The organism is Cutibacterium modestum (assembly GCF_008326345.1).
In the GTDB taxonomy this organism is placed as follows: domain Bacteria; phylum Actinomycetota; class Actinomycetes; order Propionibacteriales; family Propionibacteriaceae; genus Cutibacterium; species Cutibacterium modestum.
Window position 1 is genome coordinate 577,472 of sequence record NZ_BJEN01000001.1, and the last position, 15,491, is coordinate 592,962.

18 protein-coding genes, 2 pseudogenes and 1 riboswitch are annotated in these 15,491 nt (G+C 59.8%); of the genes and pseudogenes, 7 read left to right on the top strand and 13 right to left on the bottom strand.

Annotation, left to right across the window (positions count from 1 at the left end):
- Positions 1–5 precede the first annotated feature (5 nt).
- Complete coding sequence (locus F1563_RS02865; protein ID WP_002527526.1) at positions 6–1,028, bottom strand: DUF4192 domain-containing protein; 1,023 nt, start codon at positions 1,026–1,028, stop codon at positions 6–8.
- Positions 1,029–1,133: 105 nt separating this feature from the next.
- Positions 1,134–1,487 carry a hypothetical protein gene (locus F1563_RS02870; RefSeq protein WP_002527527.1) on the bottom strand — a complete coding sequence of 118 codons (354 nt, stop codon included), beginning with the start codon at positions 1,485–1,487 and terminating at the stop codon, positions 1,134–1,136.
- Here F1563_RS02870 and F1563_RS02875 point away from each other — a divergent pair.
- Entirely contained in the window at positions 1,480–1,722 is a 243-nt protein-coding gene (locus tag F1563_RS02875) for a hypothetical protein (RefSeq protein WP_002527528.1), read from the top strand. The two genes, F1563_RS02870 and F1563_RS02875, sit on opposite strands and share 8 nt — an antisense overlap.
- A gap of 69 nt (positions 1,723–1,791) precedes the next feature.
- Here F1563_RS02875 and F1563_RS02880 read toward each other — a convergent pair whose 3' ends face one another.
- From F1563_RS02880 to thiM, 4 genes and pseudogenes are all read right to left on the bottom strand, one after another.
- Positions 1,792–3,498, bottom strand: a complete 1,707-nt coding sequence (locus F1563_RS02880; RefSeq protein ID WP_002527529.1) for an NAD-dependent malic enzyme — start codon at positions 3,496–3,498, stop codon at positions 1,792–1,794.
- A 41-nt stretch (positions 3,499–3,539) separates the two neighbouring features.
- Positions 3,540–4,508: an L-lactate dehydrogenase gene (locus F1563_RS02885; protein ID WP_002546764.1), complete on the bottom strand. Its 969-nt coding sequence runs from the start codon at positions 4,506–4,508 to the stop codon at positions 3,540–3,542.
- 112 nt (positions 4,509–4,620) lie between these two features.
- On the bottom strand, positions 4,621–5,271 hold the full coding sequence (gene thiE / locus F1563_RS02890; protein ID WP_036958298.1) for a thiamine phosphate synthase: 651 nt from the start codon (positions 5,269–5,271) through the stop codon (positions 4,621–4,623).
- Positions 5,258–6,077: pseudogene (thiM, locus tag F1563_RS02895) on the bottom strand (hydroxyethylthiazole kinase). Before thiM ends, thiE begins: the two are co-directional and overlap by 14 nt.
- A riboswitch (TPP riboswitch) is annotated at positions 6,046–6,159 on the bottom strand. Its footprint overlaps the pseudogene before it by 32 nt.
- Between thiM and F1563_RS13995 the strand changes: the two are divergent.
- The 4 genes from F1563_RS13995 to F1563_RS14005 all read left to right on the top strand — a co-directional run bounded on the left by F1563_RS13995 (position 6,138) and on the right by F1563_RS14005 (position 7,315).
- Complete coding sequence (locus F1563_RS13995) at positions 6,138–6,353, top strand: hypothetical protein (RefSeq protein ID WP_007433717.1); 216 nt, start codon at positions 6,138–6,140, stop codon at positions 6,351–6,353. (Overlaps the previous riboswitch by 22 nt.)
- Before the next feature lie 122 nt (positions 6,354–6,475).
- Entirely contained in the window at positions 6,476–6,607 is a 132-nt protein-coding gene (locus F1563_RS14580; RefSeq protein ID WP_002527534.1) for a hypothetical protein, read from the top strand.
- A 15-nt stretch (positions 6,608–6,622) separates the two neighbouring features.
- Complete coding sequence (locus tag F1563_RS14000) at positions 6,623–6,850, top strand: serine hydrolase (protein WP_002527535.1); 228 nt, start codon at positions 6,623–6,625, stop codon at positions 6,848–6,850.
- A gap of 285 nt (positions 6,851–7,135) precedes the next feature.
- Positions 7,136–7,315 carry a hypothetical protein gene (locus F1563_RS14005; RefSeq protein ID WP_002527536.1) on the top strand — a complete coding sequence of 60 codons (180 nt, stop codon included), beginning with the start codon at positions 7,136–7,138 and terminating at the stop codon, positions 7,313–7,315.
- Positions 7,316–7,348: 33 nt separating this feature from the next.
- Here F1563_RS14005 and F1563_RS02905 read toward each other — a convergent pair whose 3' ends face one another.
- The 6 genes from F1563_RS02905 to F1563_RS02930 form a co-directional block, all read right to left on the bottom strand.
- Positions 7,349–8,707, bottom strand: coding sequence for an MFS transporter (locus F1563_RS02905; RefSeq protein ID WP_002527537.1), 1,359 nt, complete (start codon positions 8,705–8,707; stop codon positions 7,349–7,351).
- A 34-nt stretch (positions 8,708–8,741) separates the two neighbouring features.
- A complete protein-coding gene (locus tag F1563_RS02910) occupies positions 8,742–9,692 on the bottom strand; it encodes a sugar kinase (protein WP_149302542.1) in 951 nt (316 codons plus the stop codon).
- Positions 9,689–10,357: an L-ribulose-5-phosphate 4-epimerase gene (locus F1563_RS02915; RefSeq protein ID WP_002527539.1), complete on the bottom strand. Its 669-nt coding sequence runs from the start codon at positions 10,355–10,357 to the stop codon at positions 9,689–9,691. Before F1563_RS02915 ends, F1563_RS02910 begins: the two co-directional genes overlap by 4 nt.
- Positions 10,358–10,443: 86 nt before the next feature.
- Entirely contained in the window at positions 10,444–11,331 is an 888-nt protein-coding gene (locus tag F1563_RS02920; protein WP_002527540.1) for an L-ribulose-5-phosphate 3-epimerase, read from the bottom strand.
- Positions 11,328–11,981 (bottom strand): 3-keto-L-gulonate-6-phosphate decarboxylase UlaD, encoded by a 654-nt coding sequence (locus F1563_RS02925; protein WP_002527541.1) that lies wholly within the window; start codon positions 11,979–11,981, stop codon positions 11,328–11,330. Before F1563_RS02925 ends, F1563_RS02920 begins: the two co-directional genes overlap by 4 nt.
- A 5-nt stretch (positions 11,982–11,986) precedes the next feature.
- Positions 11,987–12,979, bottom strand: coding sequence for a phosphotriesterase family protein (locus F1563_RS02930; protein ID WP_002527542.1), 993 nt, complete (start codon positions 12,977–12,979; stop codon positions 11,987–11,989).
- Between the two features lie 179 nt (positions 12,980–13,158).
- Here F1563_RS02930 and F1563_RS02935 point away from each other — a divergent pair, with 179 nt between their 5' ends.
- Together F1563_RS02935 and F1563_RS14010 are read left to right on the top strand one after the other, a co-directional pair.
- Positions 13,159–14,103, top strand: coding sequence for a sugar-binding transcriptional regulator (locus F1563_RS02935; RefSeq protein ID WP_002527543.1), 945 nt, complete (start codon positions 13,159–13,161; stop codon positions 14,101–14,103).
- A gap of 135 nt (positions 14,104–14,238) precedes the next feature.
- Positions 14,239–14,979: pseudogene (locus F1563_RS14010) on the top strand (Ldh family oxidoreductase).
- A gap of 199 nt (positions 14,980–15,178) precedes the next feature.
- Here F1563_RS14010 and F1563_RS14015 read toward each other — a convergent pair.
- Positions 15,179–15,373: a glycerol-3-phosphate responsive antiterminator gene (locus F1563_RS14015; protein ID WP_230845039.1), complete on the bottom strand. Its 195-nt coding sequence runs from the start codon at positions 15,371–15,373 to the stop codon at positions 15,179–15,181.
- Between the last annotated feature and the right edge of the window lie 118 nt (positions 15,374–15,491).

Here is a 15,491-nt window from a genome sequence, read left to right on the forward strand (position 1 = left end):
CGTTGCTACGCCGATAAGTTGGATTCCTCACCCACTTGCTCCTCCAGAAGGGGGTGTGCAATCACTGTTGGATCATGATTCATGACGTCCCACAATTTGGGCGGCACGAAAGCGTCAACAATGACTGTCAGCGCAGCAGGCAAGTCAGCTGTTCCCGCCATAAATTCGCATCGACGTGCGCACACCGCTGCCACTGCCCCCTCACCGCTCAACCATCCCGCCAGCCCACAGAGAGACAGTGGAGCTGGCGCCATCCGATCCGGGATGATCTCGACTGCTCGACTCCATATCGCGAGCCAGCGCGATGCGTCGGCCCGCTCCATCGACATCCACAGTCTGCGCGCTATGCCCGGACGCTGGACGGCTACCGCTAGCTCCGTCACAATCGCATCGTCGGTTTCGTCGCGAGACTCAAAGAGGACCTGGCACCTGGTCTTCACGGCGTCGTCCTCCTTGCGGCAGAGCCGCCGCCGGGCACTAGCCAGGAGTCTGCGGGTATCTGGATCACATGTGCGCCCAGGGCCGGAGAGCGTATTGACAAGGCTGGTGCGACTAGGCAGAACAGTCAGCCCGCGATAGACCGCTTCGGCTGCGATGGACGGATCTGGAACAAAGCGGTGATTCTCGCCACAGCCCTGCTCATCACAAAAGATGCTGCGCCAATATTCACCGTCAGTCCACGCAGCATCACCAATATTCATGCTTCCCAACGCTTGGACGGCCGACATCAGAGTGCCCATGGCGCGATCTTGATTGTTACTGAACGCTAAGACGACCGTTCGACCTCGCCCTGCCAGGGGGCCGACCCGTGATGCGAAGGCATCCATAGTCACGGCAGATTCGAGGTCGTCGAGATCGGCTCGGGCAACGAAGCCCTGGCATGCGGCACCGTCGTCGGCAACGATGAGGAGCAGGCTCTCAGTAGGCTGAAACCCCAAGAGGTACGGTGCCAAAGTCACCGCTTCTTCGACGGTCCTGACGGTCAATGGATCACGGCCATCAGTGGTGGAGGAATGTAGTGCTGTCATACCTCCAGTTGTCGTCTCGACCCCGCCGAATCCGTCAAGCAATTTCGAATCTGTGGATAAGTCTCATCTGCGCCATCTCGTCTTGAAGCCAAGCTGTGGACAACATCATCCGTCGACAACAACGTACAGTAGAGCCACCATGAGCCAACCGCCTGACATCAGCCAGTACCAGCCACCAAAACGCCACAGCGGTTGGATCGCCGTCATCATCGTGGCAGCGATCATCATCGCACTAGTCATCATTGCACGCCGGGTCACCAGCGAGCCAGTGAATCCCGTCGCGCCGACACCATCCTCAATTGCGACGTCTACGTCTTCTACTCCAACGTCGATCCCGGCATCAGCTACTGCGGTCGCCTCCTCGTTACCGTTCTCCTCGAAGGACGACGACACCGAGGGACGGTGGTCGATCGACAACGTGAAATGGGGACCTAACACCGTCACTCTCACGGTGACCATTGAGGTCACCAGGGGCTCTCTGACCGACTACACCTTCTTCATCATGGAAAACGAGTCGACCGATATCCATCAGGCGAGCCAACCCTCCACAGGCTCTCTCGGCGCTGACGTATCCCAAGGCCACAAAGTTCACGGCACGATCACCATCGACTGCCCACGGACTAACGCCACCGTCATGCTCACTCACAGATCGGGGATGTCTTCCCCCATTTCGGCATTAACGATCAAGGCGTAGTTCGCGCCCCCTACAAGATATGCGTAGAGGGCGCGAGTCCGGTACCGGTCGTCTTCTCTCCTCAGCGCATCAGTCGACCGCGATGCGCGGGTACCGCGGCTGCCACATCGCTGAGAACACCTTCTCAACGGGATTGTCCGTGACCTCGGTTGCCACGCCCTCCTCCATCGCCTGTTCAGCGACAGCAATGGCCACCGACGCCGACAGCGGCCTCAGATTCTTGATCGATGGCAGCAGCGAGGCCCCCACAACACGGCTGTCGGCGCGCAGCGCTACCGCCTCAGCAGCGGCCGCGATCATGCCGCTGGTGACGCGGGACGCCCGAACGGCGATGGCCCCCAAACCAATTCCCGGGAAGACCAGAGCGTTATTAGCCTGCGCGATCTGGTAGGTCACGCCATTAACCATGACCGGCTTGAACGGAGACCCAGTAGCGACCAAAGCGCGTCCGTCAGTCCACTTGAGGATGTCAGACGGTAGGGCCTCGGCCTTACGAGTTGGGTTCGATAGCGGCATGATTACCGGACGCTCGCAGTGGGAAACCATCGTCGTGACGATGTTCTCGGTAAAGGCTCCAGGTTGGGCGGAACAGCCGATAAGGATCGTCGGGTGGACGTTTCGTACCACGTCATTGAGCGTGTACTGGTCTGGGCTGTCGAGGATCCAGCCTTCCAGCTCCTTCTTGCTGCGAGCGAAGGGGCGCTGGAAGTCGCGCAGCCGTAAGCCTTCACGCAACAGACCCCGTGAACCGAGCCCCCAGAAGTGGGAGCGAGCCGTCTTTTCGTCAACGCCTTGACTAACCATGAGCTGCACCAGCAGATTGGCAATGCCGGTACCCGCCGAGCCCGCCCCGTAGATAACAATGCGGTGCTTGCTCAGCGGAATACCCGAAGATTTGACGGCGCTCAGCACCGCCGCAACGACGACGGCCGCGGTGCCCTGGATATCGTCATTAAAGGTGCAGTAGTCGTCGCGGTATTTGTTGAGGATCCGGGTAGCGTTGCCGGCTGCAAAGTCCTCCCAGTGCAGTAGAGCGTGAGGGAACATCCGGTGGGCGGTTTCGACGTATTGCTGGACGAAGGCGTCGTAACGCTCGCCGCGCACGCGGGGATGGCGCACTCCGAGGTAACCATCGTCGTTGAGACGTTCCATGTTGTCGGTACCGACGTCGAGGATAACCGGGAGTACACGGTGAGGGTGGATCCCTGCAGCGGCGGTGTACACGGCCAGCTTTCCTACCGTGATCGCGACGCCACCGACACCTTGGTCACCGATGCCAAGGATGCCCTCCGCATCGGTGGCCACGATGAGGTCGACATCGTCAGGACCATGACCCAACTGTGCCAGGGCTTGTTCCATGCCCTCCGGATCGTCAATAGACAAGTAGATGCCGCGCGGACGGTCGTACCAGTGGCTGTACTCCTCAATCGCCCTACCAATGGTTGGCGTGTAAACGATCGGAAGCATCTCCTCAATGTGCTCAGCAAGGAGGCGGAAATACAGCACCTCATTGCGGTCATGCATGTGGTTGAGGTACAGGTACTTGGCCAAGTCATCGGGCTGTGCCGAGTACTGTGCGTAGACCCGCTTAAGCTGATCAGTGATCGTCATGACCCCTGACGGCAGCAGGCCGGTGAGACCAAGCGCCTTTCGCTGCTCGATGGTAAAAGCCGTACCACGGTTGGTCAGAGGGTTCGTCAACACCTCCTGGCCACGAGCCGCAATCCTAAGAAGGTCTCCGTCGTCATCGTGCGCATACTGAAAGGGAATTGACATACCCCTAGCTTATGCGACCGGTAGCACAGATGTTCATCAGGTCATGCGATCGATGACAGAGTGTCACGCAGTCGTTCCGCTGAAGCCTTGAGAGAAGCAATCTCTTCGGTATCCATGACGACGGGGACGACCCCCTCAATACCGTCGCGGGAGACGATACAGGGCATCGATAAGGCTACCCCCGAAATTCCGTGCACGTCCGTCATAACACTTGACAATGGCAGGACGGAACGGCCTGGGCGGAGCAGAGCCTCGGCCAGACGGGCACCCGTCAAACCAATGGCGTAGTTCGTAGCGCCCTTGCCCTCAATAATCTTGTAAGCTGCGAAAGCTGCCTCTTGAGCGAGGTCAGCCAGCACCTCCTCGGTGAACACCCGGTCGCCATCGACCGTCCAGTCACGGATCGGCACACCGGAGATATTGGCTGTTGACCACAAAGGGAACTCCGAATCACCGTGCTCGCCCACGATGGTGGCGTGAACGTGACGCTGTTCAACGTTGGCCCACTGACGAATGAGCCAGCGCAACCGCGAGGTGTCAAGCATCGTGCCAGTGGAAAAGACGCGGTTGGTGGGAAGACCCGTGGCCTGCTGAGCAACAACGGTGAGGACGTCGCAAGGATTGGTCACCAACACGAACAGGGCGTTCGGGGATTGCTCAACGAGCTGCGGCATGAGGGAGCGCAAAATATTGGCATTGACGCCGGCAAGGTCCAGACGAGTCTGACCCGGCTTCTGCCTGGCCCCGGCTGTGATAAAAACGACGTCAGAGGCGGCAGTGTCGTGGACGTCAGCGCCGCCCATGACCGAAGCAGGAGTGAACTGAGTGCCGTGGGCGAGATCTGCCACCTCAGCCTCGACCTTGTCCTTGGCGATGTCATAGAGGGAAACGAGGTCAGCCGATCCACGGATAAGGCAAGCGTAGGCCAGTGAAGAACCGACCGAACCGGCACCAACAACGGAAATCTTGGAGGCGCGACGGGTGGCGTCAAAAGTACTCATGACGGTCATCTTAGGGTGCCCTCGCGCCTGGTTCAGAACGCTGCGCACCAGGGCCGCTCATCTGAACAAGATGCCAGTAACTGTGGCCGTTTGTGCATCCCCTGACGTCAGGCCACACTCATCACTCCTTCGCCCTGCGCCATGCCTCGGCGAGTTCCCGTGCACTGGACTCGGGATCGGTGCTGCCGCAAATCGCCGAGACAACACTCAGGCCGTCACATCCCATCCGGGACACGTATGGAGCATCGGATGCGCTCACCCCACCGATGACGCACACCGGCCACGGGCTAGCGTTGACGACATCGCATATCCCAGCCAGGCCGAGCTCCTCGGCCTCCGGCTTGGTACCAGTGCCATGCAGGGCACCAACTCCCAGATAGTCGATGACGTCACGACCATGGGACAGGGCTGCCTTCACATGGACAGGGGCCTGCGCGGACAAGCCGATGAGCAAATCGTCACCTAGAACCGCACGGGCTTGGTCGACCGGCATGTCAGACTGCCCGACATGGGCGCCGTCAGCCCCGATCTCGGCAACGAGATGAACCCGGTCGTCAATGATGAGGGGCACTCCGCCCGAAATACACGCATCCCTGACGCGTCGTCCCAAGGTGACGAACTCATCGTCGGATAAGTCGTGGTCGCGGAACTGGACTAGGGTCACCCCACCGACGATGGCGCGCCGCACGGTCTCGACGACCCCGTCTGGCCCGCCACATTGGGCGGTGTCGGTGACGAGGTACACCGACAGATCAAATTCAGGCCGAGACATCGCGAAGCCCTCCCCGCGCGCCGACTTCATCGGGTGACGCCAGGAATAGCTTGAGCGAAAGCGCCCGGACCCACACTGCGCTCTGCTGCCCGTTCGGCGGCTACGCACAACATGGCGGTCGCGGACGTAGCCGCAATGAGGTAATCATTCTGGACGCCTGCAAAGGCCGCTGTGAGCGCTCCTAGCGAGCATCCCACCCCAGTAACCCGCGTCATCCACTCATGCCCCGATGACACGGTCACATGCCGGTCCGCATCGATGATGTGATCGACGGGACCGCTAATGGCCACCACGCAGCCGTGGTTGCGCACGAGCTGAGCCGCCGACGCCAAAGCATCCTCGACGCCATCTCCCGCCTCCGGCCCCCGGGCGGAGGCATCCGTACCAGCCAATGTCAACACTTCGGAGGCATTCGCCCGGATGACGGCTGGAGCCGCGACGTGCAGGGCTTCAAGGGCTACCTGGGTGCGCCATGACATACCCACTCCCACGGGGTCGAGCACCCATGGCGTGTTACTGCTTGCGGCACCGCGCACAGCAGCAACCATGGCCTCAGCAGTCTCCCGGTAGGGAGTCCCCGTGTTGACGAGCACGCCGTCAGCCACAGAAGCGAATTCCTCAGATTCCTCGGAGTTATCGACCATGGCGGGAACCGCCCCTGCGGACAACAACACGTTGGCGGTGAAATTGGCAACCACAATGTTCGTCAGGCACTGCACCAGCGGCCTGTCCCGGCGCAGCCGTTCCACAGACTCCGCCACTAGATTCGACAATTCAGTCATGTCAACCACTCCCTTCGCCGGCATAACCCGGACAGGTTCAGGCGGTCGGCACCTTCACGGCACCCTCTCAGCCCACAGCGGTCAGTGGGCTCCCGCGTCGTTACCTCCCAACCTATCCCCATACCGAGCGCTCCCGACGTTGCTTTCGTCCTTATGGGGGAACTGCCGTCCCAAGCCAGCTCTACCCAGGCAAACATCTGGGTGGCACAGTGGGCCATCGACGCCCGCCTTGACCCTGCTGTCGAAGTTCTCGACATGGGTGCGTCAAAAGCTACCGAGACCGGGACCTCGTTGTCCTAAGCAAGCGTCTTAAACAGGGAAGTGCTGTACGAGGACCCCAAGGATCGCGTACACAGCATCGCTTCCATGTCGAAGCCTTCATCGTTACCAGCATTCAAGGAATCTGCCAGGGGCTCGTCAACGTGACTTCTCGGCGACCCACTCGTGACGACACGCTGGCACGTTGGATTCCGCAACTGCGGCCATCGGTGACGGGCGCGACGATTCGTGACGCCCTGACGATGTCGACCGGCCTACTACCGGGTGATCCCTGAGCGGACTGCCAGCAGATGATGTCTCGTGACGAGTTCGAGACCCTGCTTACCGAACCATTCCTCACGAATTTCGCCTCGGGCACGAGGTACGCGTACTCAAACCTCAGCTATACCCTCCTCAGGCACGTCGTCGAACTCACCACCGGGCAATCGTTTCTTAATGTCGCCACAGCGAACATGCTGCGCCGGGTTGGGATGACCGAGTCTTATCTCGACGTCGCGCAGGTGCCCGAGGGAAGCTAGTCCCAGGTCTCGGCAAGGGTAGTAACGTCCAGCCCCTGCCCGGCCCCAAATCCTTTCTCCCATTGGAGGTCTCATCTGCACAGCCAAGAAGGTCAGCGTTTAGGTAAGTCAGTTATCACCACATGGACGTCAGGTATTCCGTGATATGCAGCAGATATACCGACATTTCACGATGCATGGCCGGGTCACCGATGAGTCCGATCAGATGAATCCGATTATGCGAAAGTAGCTGACCAATGGATCATTCGCAATTGGTCGGACGTCGATCGTGATTGGAGCCCGAGGGTGGATACGGATCTTCCATTGGATCAACGCAAGGTGGCCTTCGCGGACATTGTCAAGGTCACCGGAGAATCTCCTGATGCCGCTGCCAACCTCGTCGAAACCGCTCCTTGTCGCTCAATCTGGCGTGTCGAGGGCCCCGGCCACCCGCAAGTCACGGCTTCGGCCGACCCTTTGAGTTAAGTACAAGCCCTCGACGTCAGGATCGTCCGTCGATCAGATCGTGTCGAGCGAGGTGCCGCGAGTTTCACGCGCGAACATGTACGTCACACCGCCAATAACCAGCAGCACAGTGAACAAGATGAACGCCGGGAACACCGCATCCAAGGTGACATTCTGCTTGACGGCAGATCCACCCACCATGAGTCCCATGAGGGCCGGACCGATGACCTTAGCGGTGGCACCGATCCCATAGCCCAACCCCAGGCCGGTCGAGCGAGCCTCGTTGGGGAATTGCTCGGCACCGAACGCATTGAGAATACCGAAGGCACCGTCGGCGAAGGCCATCGCAACGAGGACACCGACGAAGAAGATCTGCCAGCCCCAACCCAGGTGGGCCGAAAGCGCGACAATGAGGGTTCCTGCTGCACCGATGAGACCGAACGACAACATGGTGCTCCTCCGGCCGATGCGGTCAGCCAGCCATGCTGACAGAAAGCGGCCTACGAGATCCGCCAGAGAAACGAACATGAATAGGATCCCAACTTGTTCGGGAGACTTTCCGAAGCCGGTTTTGAGCAGCGTCTGGCCCCACGACTGGATCGTGAAGGAACCCAGAATGAAACAGAACGATCCCAGACTGACGATGAGAAGGCTCTTGCGGTACTTACCAAAGACGAGCGAGTAGGAGGCGTCTTGGACGTGCTCGACGGCGGGCAGATCTCCAATATCGTCAGCGGGCATCTCGAGTGCCCAAGCCAGGGCTTCACGGGCTTCCTTCTCGCGTCCATGACTCTGCAAGAACCGTGGCGATTCGGGAACGAAACGGATCCACACCAGCAGAAAGACGGGAATAGCGCCTAAGGCGATGAGGGCACGCCAATTATCGCCCAAGGCATTTTGAGCGAGGGATCCCAGGAACAGACCGAGGGGGATAAATACCGACGCCAGACCGGCGAGAAGACCGCGCTGCTTCGCAGGTACGAATTCCTGAACGTAGGGAATCGAGGTGATGTTGAGCCCACCGACGCCGATCCCCACACCAATACGCAAAATGGCGAGCATAATCCAGCCACGGTCCGGGGTAAGCACCGACACTACGGTGAACACAACGAACATGAGCACGCACCAGAAGAAGGAGGAGCGGCGTCCAATCTTGTCGGCGAAGCGCCCCCACATGATGGCACCGATGACCGTCCCCAGACCGGAACAGGCGAGGATGACGCCTGCTTCGGTGCCAGTCAGGTTCCATGGCTTAGTAAGGACGGATACAACGAAACCAATGAGGAAAATGTCGAAGAACTCGGAGATATTTCCAACAATGGCTAACGCAACAAGATTCTTCTGATTACGCGTCAACGGACGCGAATCAATGAGGTCTAAGGCTGATTGTTTGGCTGTTGTTGAGGTGGACATGTGAGTGTGCCTCCTATCTACGCCGTGATCGGGGTCAGCGCAGAATGTCGGTATTCGGGGGAATGTTGAGTTCGCTGGGACTCACACGAGTCAGATCACCGTAATGGGTCAAGGCGTAGGCGGAGGTCCGCTGACCATAATGGATTCCCTGCACCACGTCACCTCCGAGGTACCCGTGCAGGGTTCCCGCGACGAAAGAGTCTCCAGCGCCTGGCCGGTCGACGACGGGCACCTGGACCACGGGGAAGGTACGGTCTCCGCGTTCAACGTCCGAGAGGTACACACCGTTAATCTGATCGGTGGACACGACCGTCGGGGTTCCGAACAATTCACGCAATTCGCGGCATGCCTGTTCCCCGTTGGACTCAATACCGAAGACGGCTTTGCCGTCGCGCACCGAGCAGAAAACGATATTCGACATCCTCGCAATAGGTTCCAGCACCGCACGAGCGCGCTCCGGGTCCCATAACAGAGACCGATAGTTGACGTCAAGGGCGACGGAAATGCCTCGACGGTGGGCCTCGTCAACAAAGTGACGCACCACGGTCGCGGTGTTCTCGGTCAGGGCAGCGGTGATGCCTGTGATGAAGACCAGGCGGGTGTCGAGCAGTGCCTCCCAGTCGAGGTCCTCAACGGTGACGTCGCGGAAGGGGGTGTGTTCCCGGTCATAGAGCACGCGGGCAGGCATCGGGTATTCGCCGGGCTCCATGAAGTACAGCGCGACGCGTCCCTCGGGTTTCATGCAGATGTGGGAAACGTCAACCCCAACGCTGCGGAACTCATTGACGACCCGGTCAGTGAGATCACCCTTGGGCATGACGGAGGCCCAGCAGGTGTTGCGTCCAAGCTGGGACAGCAGGCCCGACACATTGGCCTCGGAGCAAGCTGCGGTGGCGCGCAGTTGCTGGGCATTGATAAGCCGTTCACCTTTATAGCAGGTAAGCCTGATTTGTCCCTCACCAATGGTCGAGATGTCGTACGTCATGCCGTCACCCCCGTGGATGCTGCCGCGGTGCCATAACGGTTGGTGTATCGATCGTGGTTGAAGTCGATCTCCGACTGCGGAAGTGAGGAGATTTCGCCGATAAGTGTGGCGTAGGTGAGAGTCTTGGCGACGTCCTCGACCATGACGGCTGCCTTGACGGCCCTTTCGATGGAGGTGCCGACAGTGAAGACACCGTGCTTTTTGAGTAGCACCGCCGGAGACTGGTCGATGAACCGCATAATCTGCTCGCCAATCTGTTCGGTGCCGATCTGGGCGTAGTCACCGCACGGCACTGGCCCACCAAACTCGTCAGCGATGGCTGTTATTGCGCAGGGGATGTCCTGACCGGTAGCCGCCCACGCGGTGGCGAAGGTGGAATGGGTGTGGATGATGCTCCGAATATCGTCGCGACGCCGGTATACGTACAGGTGTGAGGCGGTGTCCGAAGACGGTCCTCGATGCCCCTCGACGACCTTGCCGTCAAGGTCGACGACAACCATATCGCCTGGGGTCATGTTGTCGTACAGCATCCCAGACGGCTTAATGACGACAAGGCCGGTTTCAGGGTCTCGGGCGGACAAGTTGCCCGAGGTCCACGTCACAAGGCCATGACGGGGCAGTTCGAGGTTACCTTGACAGACGTCTGTCTTGAGCTTTTCCAGCATGGAAGGTTCTCCTTTGAACGGTGATGAAAATTTGTTGGGATTCAGAGCCGGTCGACCCGGGACCATACCGGGCTTACCAGCCATGGTCAGACGACGGCGCAGCGGATCGGGATTCCGGCGGCTCGAAGATGGTCCTCAATGAATGTTCGTGCTGACGCGCTGCGCCTGTTGGAATCGGGAGCGTCGTCGTTCCACATCTCGATCATCATTCGGCCGCGCCAGGTCTGTTCGGCAAGGATGGCGAAAGATTCGTCCCAGTCGACGGTTCCCTCCCCCATCGGCACCCGCCGGGGCTCGCCTGGGCGAACATCCTTGACGTGAATAGCGACCATGTGGCCGCGCCCAGCCTCAAGTTCGGTCGCGGCATCGAGCTGCTGCTCGGCGATGTTGCCGAGGTCCGGGTACACTTGCAGGTAAGGCGTGTCGGCAAGCCTGACAAACTCCATCGCCTTGCATATGGAGGTGACGTCGGTGCCGTCAACGTTTTCGATGCCCATGACGACCCCCAACCGTGCGGCCATCGGGACGGCGTCGAGCAGGAGGTCGGTGTACCACTGCTCGGCATGGCCGTTCATCTTCTCGTAGTAGCAGTAATACCCCGCAACCTGAAGCACGGGAGCGCCGAGGTCGTGGCACAACTGCAGTCCTTCGGCCATCGTCTCCCGAGCGCGCTGACGCATGGCTGGGTCGGCACTGCCAGGGCCAATGCGCCGATGTACCGACAGACATATGCCACCAATCGCAGTTTCTTCAGCCTCAGCGCAGTGGCGCACCATGCGACGCTGGCTCTGATCCCATCCGAGCCGTGCCATCCTCTCCTCGGTCTCGTCGACGGACAGGTCAATGAAGCTGAATCCCGCTTCGGGCACCTGGCTCAGGAAGCGTCGCCAGTCATCGTTGGTGGTCAGTGGATTACTGATGAGGGCTTTCTCATAGATGCCGAGTGTCACCCCGTCGGTCAGTGATTCGGTCATTGCGGCCACACCTCGTTCAGGGTGGATCGCAGCCGTTGCGCGGCAGCCTTCGGGGCTTTAGCGGCGACGATCGACCGGCCAGCAATGACGATGCCGACCGGGTGTCCAGCGAAAAGCGGGAGATCCTCGGGGGTGATTCCTCCGGTGACGGTGACGGTAAACCCCATCTGGGCAAGTTCGTCAACTCGCCCGAGGTCCTCAGGCTTCCAGGAGAGGTCTCCGGCAGCTTCGCGGTCGCGGGAACGCTTGACGATGACATGCTGGACACCCAGTTTGCGCCAGGCGCGGGCGCGGTCAGCGTCGTACCACTCGTCGGCGAGCTCAACCTGTACCTCACCGTTGAACTCCGCTGCCACCTTGCATACCTGGTCGATAGTCGTCAGGGATGCCCCAGCGACGCAGGAGACGAGGTCGGCGCCTGCGTCGAAGCACATCCGGGCGATCTTCGCCCCAGCTTCAGCGATGCGAACGTCGGCGAGGATGGCCTTGTCAGGGTAGGCGGCCCGAATGGCACGCACCGCACCCATTCCCTCAGCGAGGACGAGAATAGTTCCGCACTCGATGACGTCGACCTCGTTGGACACCTGAGCCAGCGGAGCGAGGGCCGACGGCAGGTCATAGGTGTCAAGAGCAACTTGAAGTCGTGGCATCGTCGTCACCCGGCCAGCGGCTCGAAGCCAAAGAAGGCGGCCGCGTTGTTAATGAGGAGGTCGGTGACATAGTCGCGATCGACGCCTTCGTCCTCGACAAGGCGCGGGCAGAAAACGGCCGGATCGTAGTCGATACCTGAGACCGAACCGTAAACTTTCTGGTAAGAAGCCTTGCCAGAGTCGGTACCCAGCAGGATCTGCTTGCCGTAACCCTTTTCGCCGAGGGTCTTCACCAGGTTGACGCGGGTGTTGTCCGGGACGTACTTGATGCGGTTAGTGCCGTCGAGCTCGACGTAGCAGCCGAGCTTGCAGATCTGCTCATGGACCCACGGATCCCAGTTGCGCTGCATGTGTCCGATGGCGATCTTGGTGGGATCAACACCTTGATCAACGAGGAATCGCGCCTGATCTGGACCGCAGGTTCCAGCCGTGACGTGGGTGTTAATGGGGCAGCCGGTCTCTTTAGATGCGATAGCAACGGCCTTGCCGGATTTCTTCTCCCACTCGGTGATCTTGCCGTAAGCGGTGGCCCACTTGATGACGCCGGCCTTGACGTTGGTGCGTTCGACGATGGGGCCCATGTAGTCGAAGCGGTCGATGCCCTCCACAATGTCGGCGATAAGTAGATCGGCAATCTGGTTGACGGTGTACTGGTTGACCCAGCTTTGGCGCCACTCGAGGTAGACCTTCTGCTGGTGGAAACCAGTGGCTTGGACAACCTGGAGGTCCGGGACCTTCTCGACGACCTCGAGGGTTTTGAGTACGCCGCGGCCCGAGGATGCGGGGCACATGTCGATGATGGTGCCGCCGTTGGCCCAGTTCTTGGAGGCCTCAACGAAATACGTAGCTTCCTGGGCGGCCTTGTCGACGTCGTCGAGCAAGTGGTCGGGATCAATGTAAACTTCGCCGGCTCCGACGCGGATGAGGTGATCGTGGGCGTTGACAACGCCGAGAGTGTCGGGTGAAACGTCGCCATTGATGGTGCGAACAACGGCCATTGGAATGATTCCTCTCTCACGACTGCGTGACGGGGACTATTCAGCCGCCGTCACAACAACCCCGCAAGGTCGTGTGCTCACACATGTGAATTCTCCATCAGCAGAGGGACTAGTAAAGTGGCTTTACCTCCCGTTTTAAGTGAGCCTCAGCGACAAAGATTCACATTTGTGAGACACCCATGACTAATCGAGAACACATCCAAACCCTCTTGACGGTGGCGAGACGGTACTGGTTGGAACAGGTCACTCAGGCCGAGATCGCCGCCGAGATCGGATACTCCCGGTCGATGGTGTCGCGTCTGCTCGACGAGGCCCGGCGTCGTGGAATCATCACGTTCACCGTGCAGCACCCTTTGGAGCGCGCCATCGAGTTGGAGGATGATCTGACGCGAACCTTCGGGCTTGCGTGCGCGAGAGTGGCACTATCGAGTAACGACTCGGCGACCGACGAAGTGTCGCGGATGGCGGCCGATCTTGTGAGGACGTATATGCACCCGGATTCGGTGATCGCATTATCGAATGGACGCGGGGTAGCCTCGGTGGTACATGCCATGGTGCCGATACGTTGTCCGGCAGTAACGGTGGTGCAAGCGATTGGTGGAACGGCACGCGGGAACCTGTTGTTGGACTCCCCCGAGCTGTGCCGCCAGATGGCAGAGCGAATTGGCTGCGCTTACCGAGTGATGCCCGCACCGGTGCTGGTGTCGAATCCACAGGTGGCGGCAGCATTAAAGGCAGAGACGTCGGTTGGAATGACGATCGCGATGGCCTCCCACGCCGACATCCTGGTGACGGGTGTGGGCGCGGTCGGGGTGAACTCAGTAGCGCCGATTTTCGACCACATGATGCCCGAACGGGCTCACGCCGAGTTGTTGTCGCGGGGAGCAGTCGGCCACATCTGCGGACACCACATTGATACGCGGGGCCGTCACGTGGATGCGGACTTCTGCCAAGGGTTGATGACGATACCAATTGACCGGATCCCTTCCATCACCCACGTCATCGTCAGTGCCTTTGGAGCCGAGAAGGTGCCAGCCTTGACAGCAATCCTGCAAGGTAATTGGGTAACGGACCTGGTGACCGACATGGCAACAGCGAGGGCAGTGCTGGACCATCCTGACTGAGATTTCGGTGACTAGTCCGCTGTTAGCGTCGTGGGTATTCCGAGCCGACAAGGATTCCCGTGGCCGCTGACGCCCGCCCCCATCACCACGAACGAGCTCATCGCGGCTGTCGCCAAGACGGTGATTGACGCTGGGGTGTCTCGGGAGGTGGCGCAGGTGTTAGCACGCAATTGTGCTTCATGTAGGCGAGACGGCACGACCGGCCACGGACTGTTTCGGGTCCCGGGATACGTAAAATCCTTGACAAGCGGTTGGGCTGACGGGACCGTCACCGGCGAAGCGCACCAAGTAGAGTCGTCTTACCTGCGCGTTAATGGCCGCAGTGGGTTTGCTCAGCCTGCAACGGCCGCCATCGAACAAACCACCGAGCAGATGCTGACCGAGACGGGAGTCGCGGTGGTCGCTGTTCATGACACTCATCACTTCAGTGCGCTGCGGCCAGATCTGGAACCTTGGTCCCGCAAAGGTTTCATCGGATTGGCGACGGTGGCCAGCGGTCAGTTGTCGATGACGGCACAAGGGAGAACCGAGGCCGTCATGAGCACAAACCCGCTGGCCTTTGCGACGCCGGTTGCCGGCAAGGACCCGTTGGTGTTCGACTTTGCGACCTCGTCGATCTCGCGCGGGAACTTTTACTGCTGATAGCACGCAAGGACCAGACGGCCCCCAGAGTCCGGTATTGATGCCCAAGATCAGGAGACCAATGATCCCTCAGAGATCCTCGAGGAGGGCAGCATTCTGCCCTTCGGTGGGCACCAAGGGAGCTCTCATCGCCATGTGATCGAGATGACGGCGGCTGGATTTACGGGTGCCGAGTTCTCCTATCAGGTGGCCGCCGAGGCCCCAGAGAGTGTGTCGACCTTCCGCACCGGCTAGCTGTACATCTTGTTGGATCCAGCTCGAGGTGGGAATGACATCTATGCTGAACGGACCAAGGAGTTCGTCGACATGCTGGGGCAAGCTGGATGGAATCACATCCCGGCTCGCAGCAGGTTCTCAAGCGTGACAAGGCAATGGAGATGAAGAAGGGGATTCCGATTACCGAGGAGATTCAAGCGCTGTTGATCTGATTGGGTCACCACAGCGGACGGAACGACGTCGTCACCGCGTCAAAGCCAGCTGAGAAGAGATCATTAACCATGGTTTGAGAGCGGATAAAACCTCCTGCGATGACGGTTCGCTTCGGGTCCGTGCTTCGCACGGACTGATAAGCACCCTTCGCCATTGGACCTGGGAGAATCTCGACAGCGTCTGTGCGTAGCTTTTCCAAAATTCGAAGAGCAGTCCGCAGAGCGATCGAGTCGAGCAGAAAAATCCTAAAATCGTGTTGAGGCCACTTCGCTGCGCAGTGTCAATCGTTCGTGCGTTCGAGCTAATGACAGTGTCGA

What these genes read in the sequence shown, in the direction of transcription:
- F1563_RS02880 (WP_002527529.1), bottom strand. Translation starts at nt 3,498, where the DNA reads ATGTCAATTCCCTTTCAGTATGCGCACGATGACGACGGAGACCTTCTT.
- F1563_RS02930 (WP_002527542.1), bottom strand. Translation starts at nt 12,979, where the DNA reads ATGGCCGTTGTTCGCACCATCAATGGCGACGTTTCACCCGACACTCTC.
- F1563_RS02885 (WP_002546764.1), bottom strand. Translation starts at nt 4,508, where the DNA reads ATGACCGTCATGAGTACTTTTGACGCCACCCGTCGCGCCTCCAAGATT.
- F1563_RS02915 (WP_002527539.1), bottom strand. Translation starts at nt 10,357, where the DNA reads ATGCTGGAAAAGCTCAAGACAGACGTCTGTCAAGGTAACCTCGAACTG.
- F1563_RS02935 (WP_002527543.1), top strand. Translation starts at nt 13,159, where the DNA reads ATGACTAATCGAGAACACATCCAAACCCTCTTGACGGTGGCGAGACGG.
- thiE (WP_036958298.1), bottom strand. Translation starts at nt 5,271, where the DNA reads ATGTCTCGGCCTGAATTTGATCTGTCGGTGTACCTCGTCACCGACACC.
- F1563_RS02910 (WP_149302542.1), bottom strand. Translation starts at nt 9,692, where the DNA reads ATGACGTACGACATCTCGACCATTGGTGAGGGACAAATCAGGCTTACC.
- F1563_RS02920 (WP_002527540.1), bottom strand. Translation starts at nt 11,331, where the DNA reads ATGACCGAATCACTGACCGACGGGGTGACACTCGGCATCTATGAGAAA.
- F1563_RS14000 (WP_002527535.1), top strand. Translation starts at nt 6,623, where the DNA reads ATGATGTCTCGTGACGAGTTCGAGACCCTGCTTACCGAACCATTCCTC.
- F1563_RS02925 (WP_002527541.1), bottom strand. Translation starts at nt 11,981, where the DNA reads ATGCCACGACTTCAAGTTGCTCTTGACACCTATGACCTGCCGTCGGCC.
- F1563_RS02865 (WP_002527526.1), bottom strand. Translation starts at nt 1,028, where the DNA reads ATGACAGCACTACATTCCTCCACCACTGATGGCCGTGATCCATTGACC.
- F1563_RS02870 (WP_002527527.1), bottom strand. Translation starts at nt 1,487, where the DNA reads ATGGTCACCGTGAGAGTGACGGTGTTAGGTCCCCATTTCACGTTGTCG.
- F1563_RS02905 (WP_002527537.1), bottom strand. Translation starts at nt 8,707, where the DNA reads ATGTCCACCTCAACAACAGCCAAACAATCAGCCTTAGACCTCATTGAT.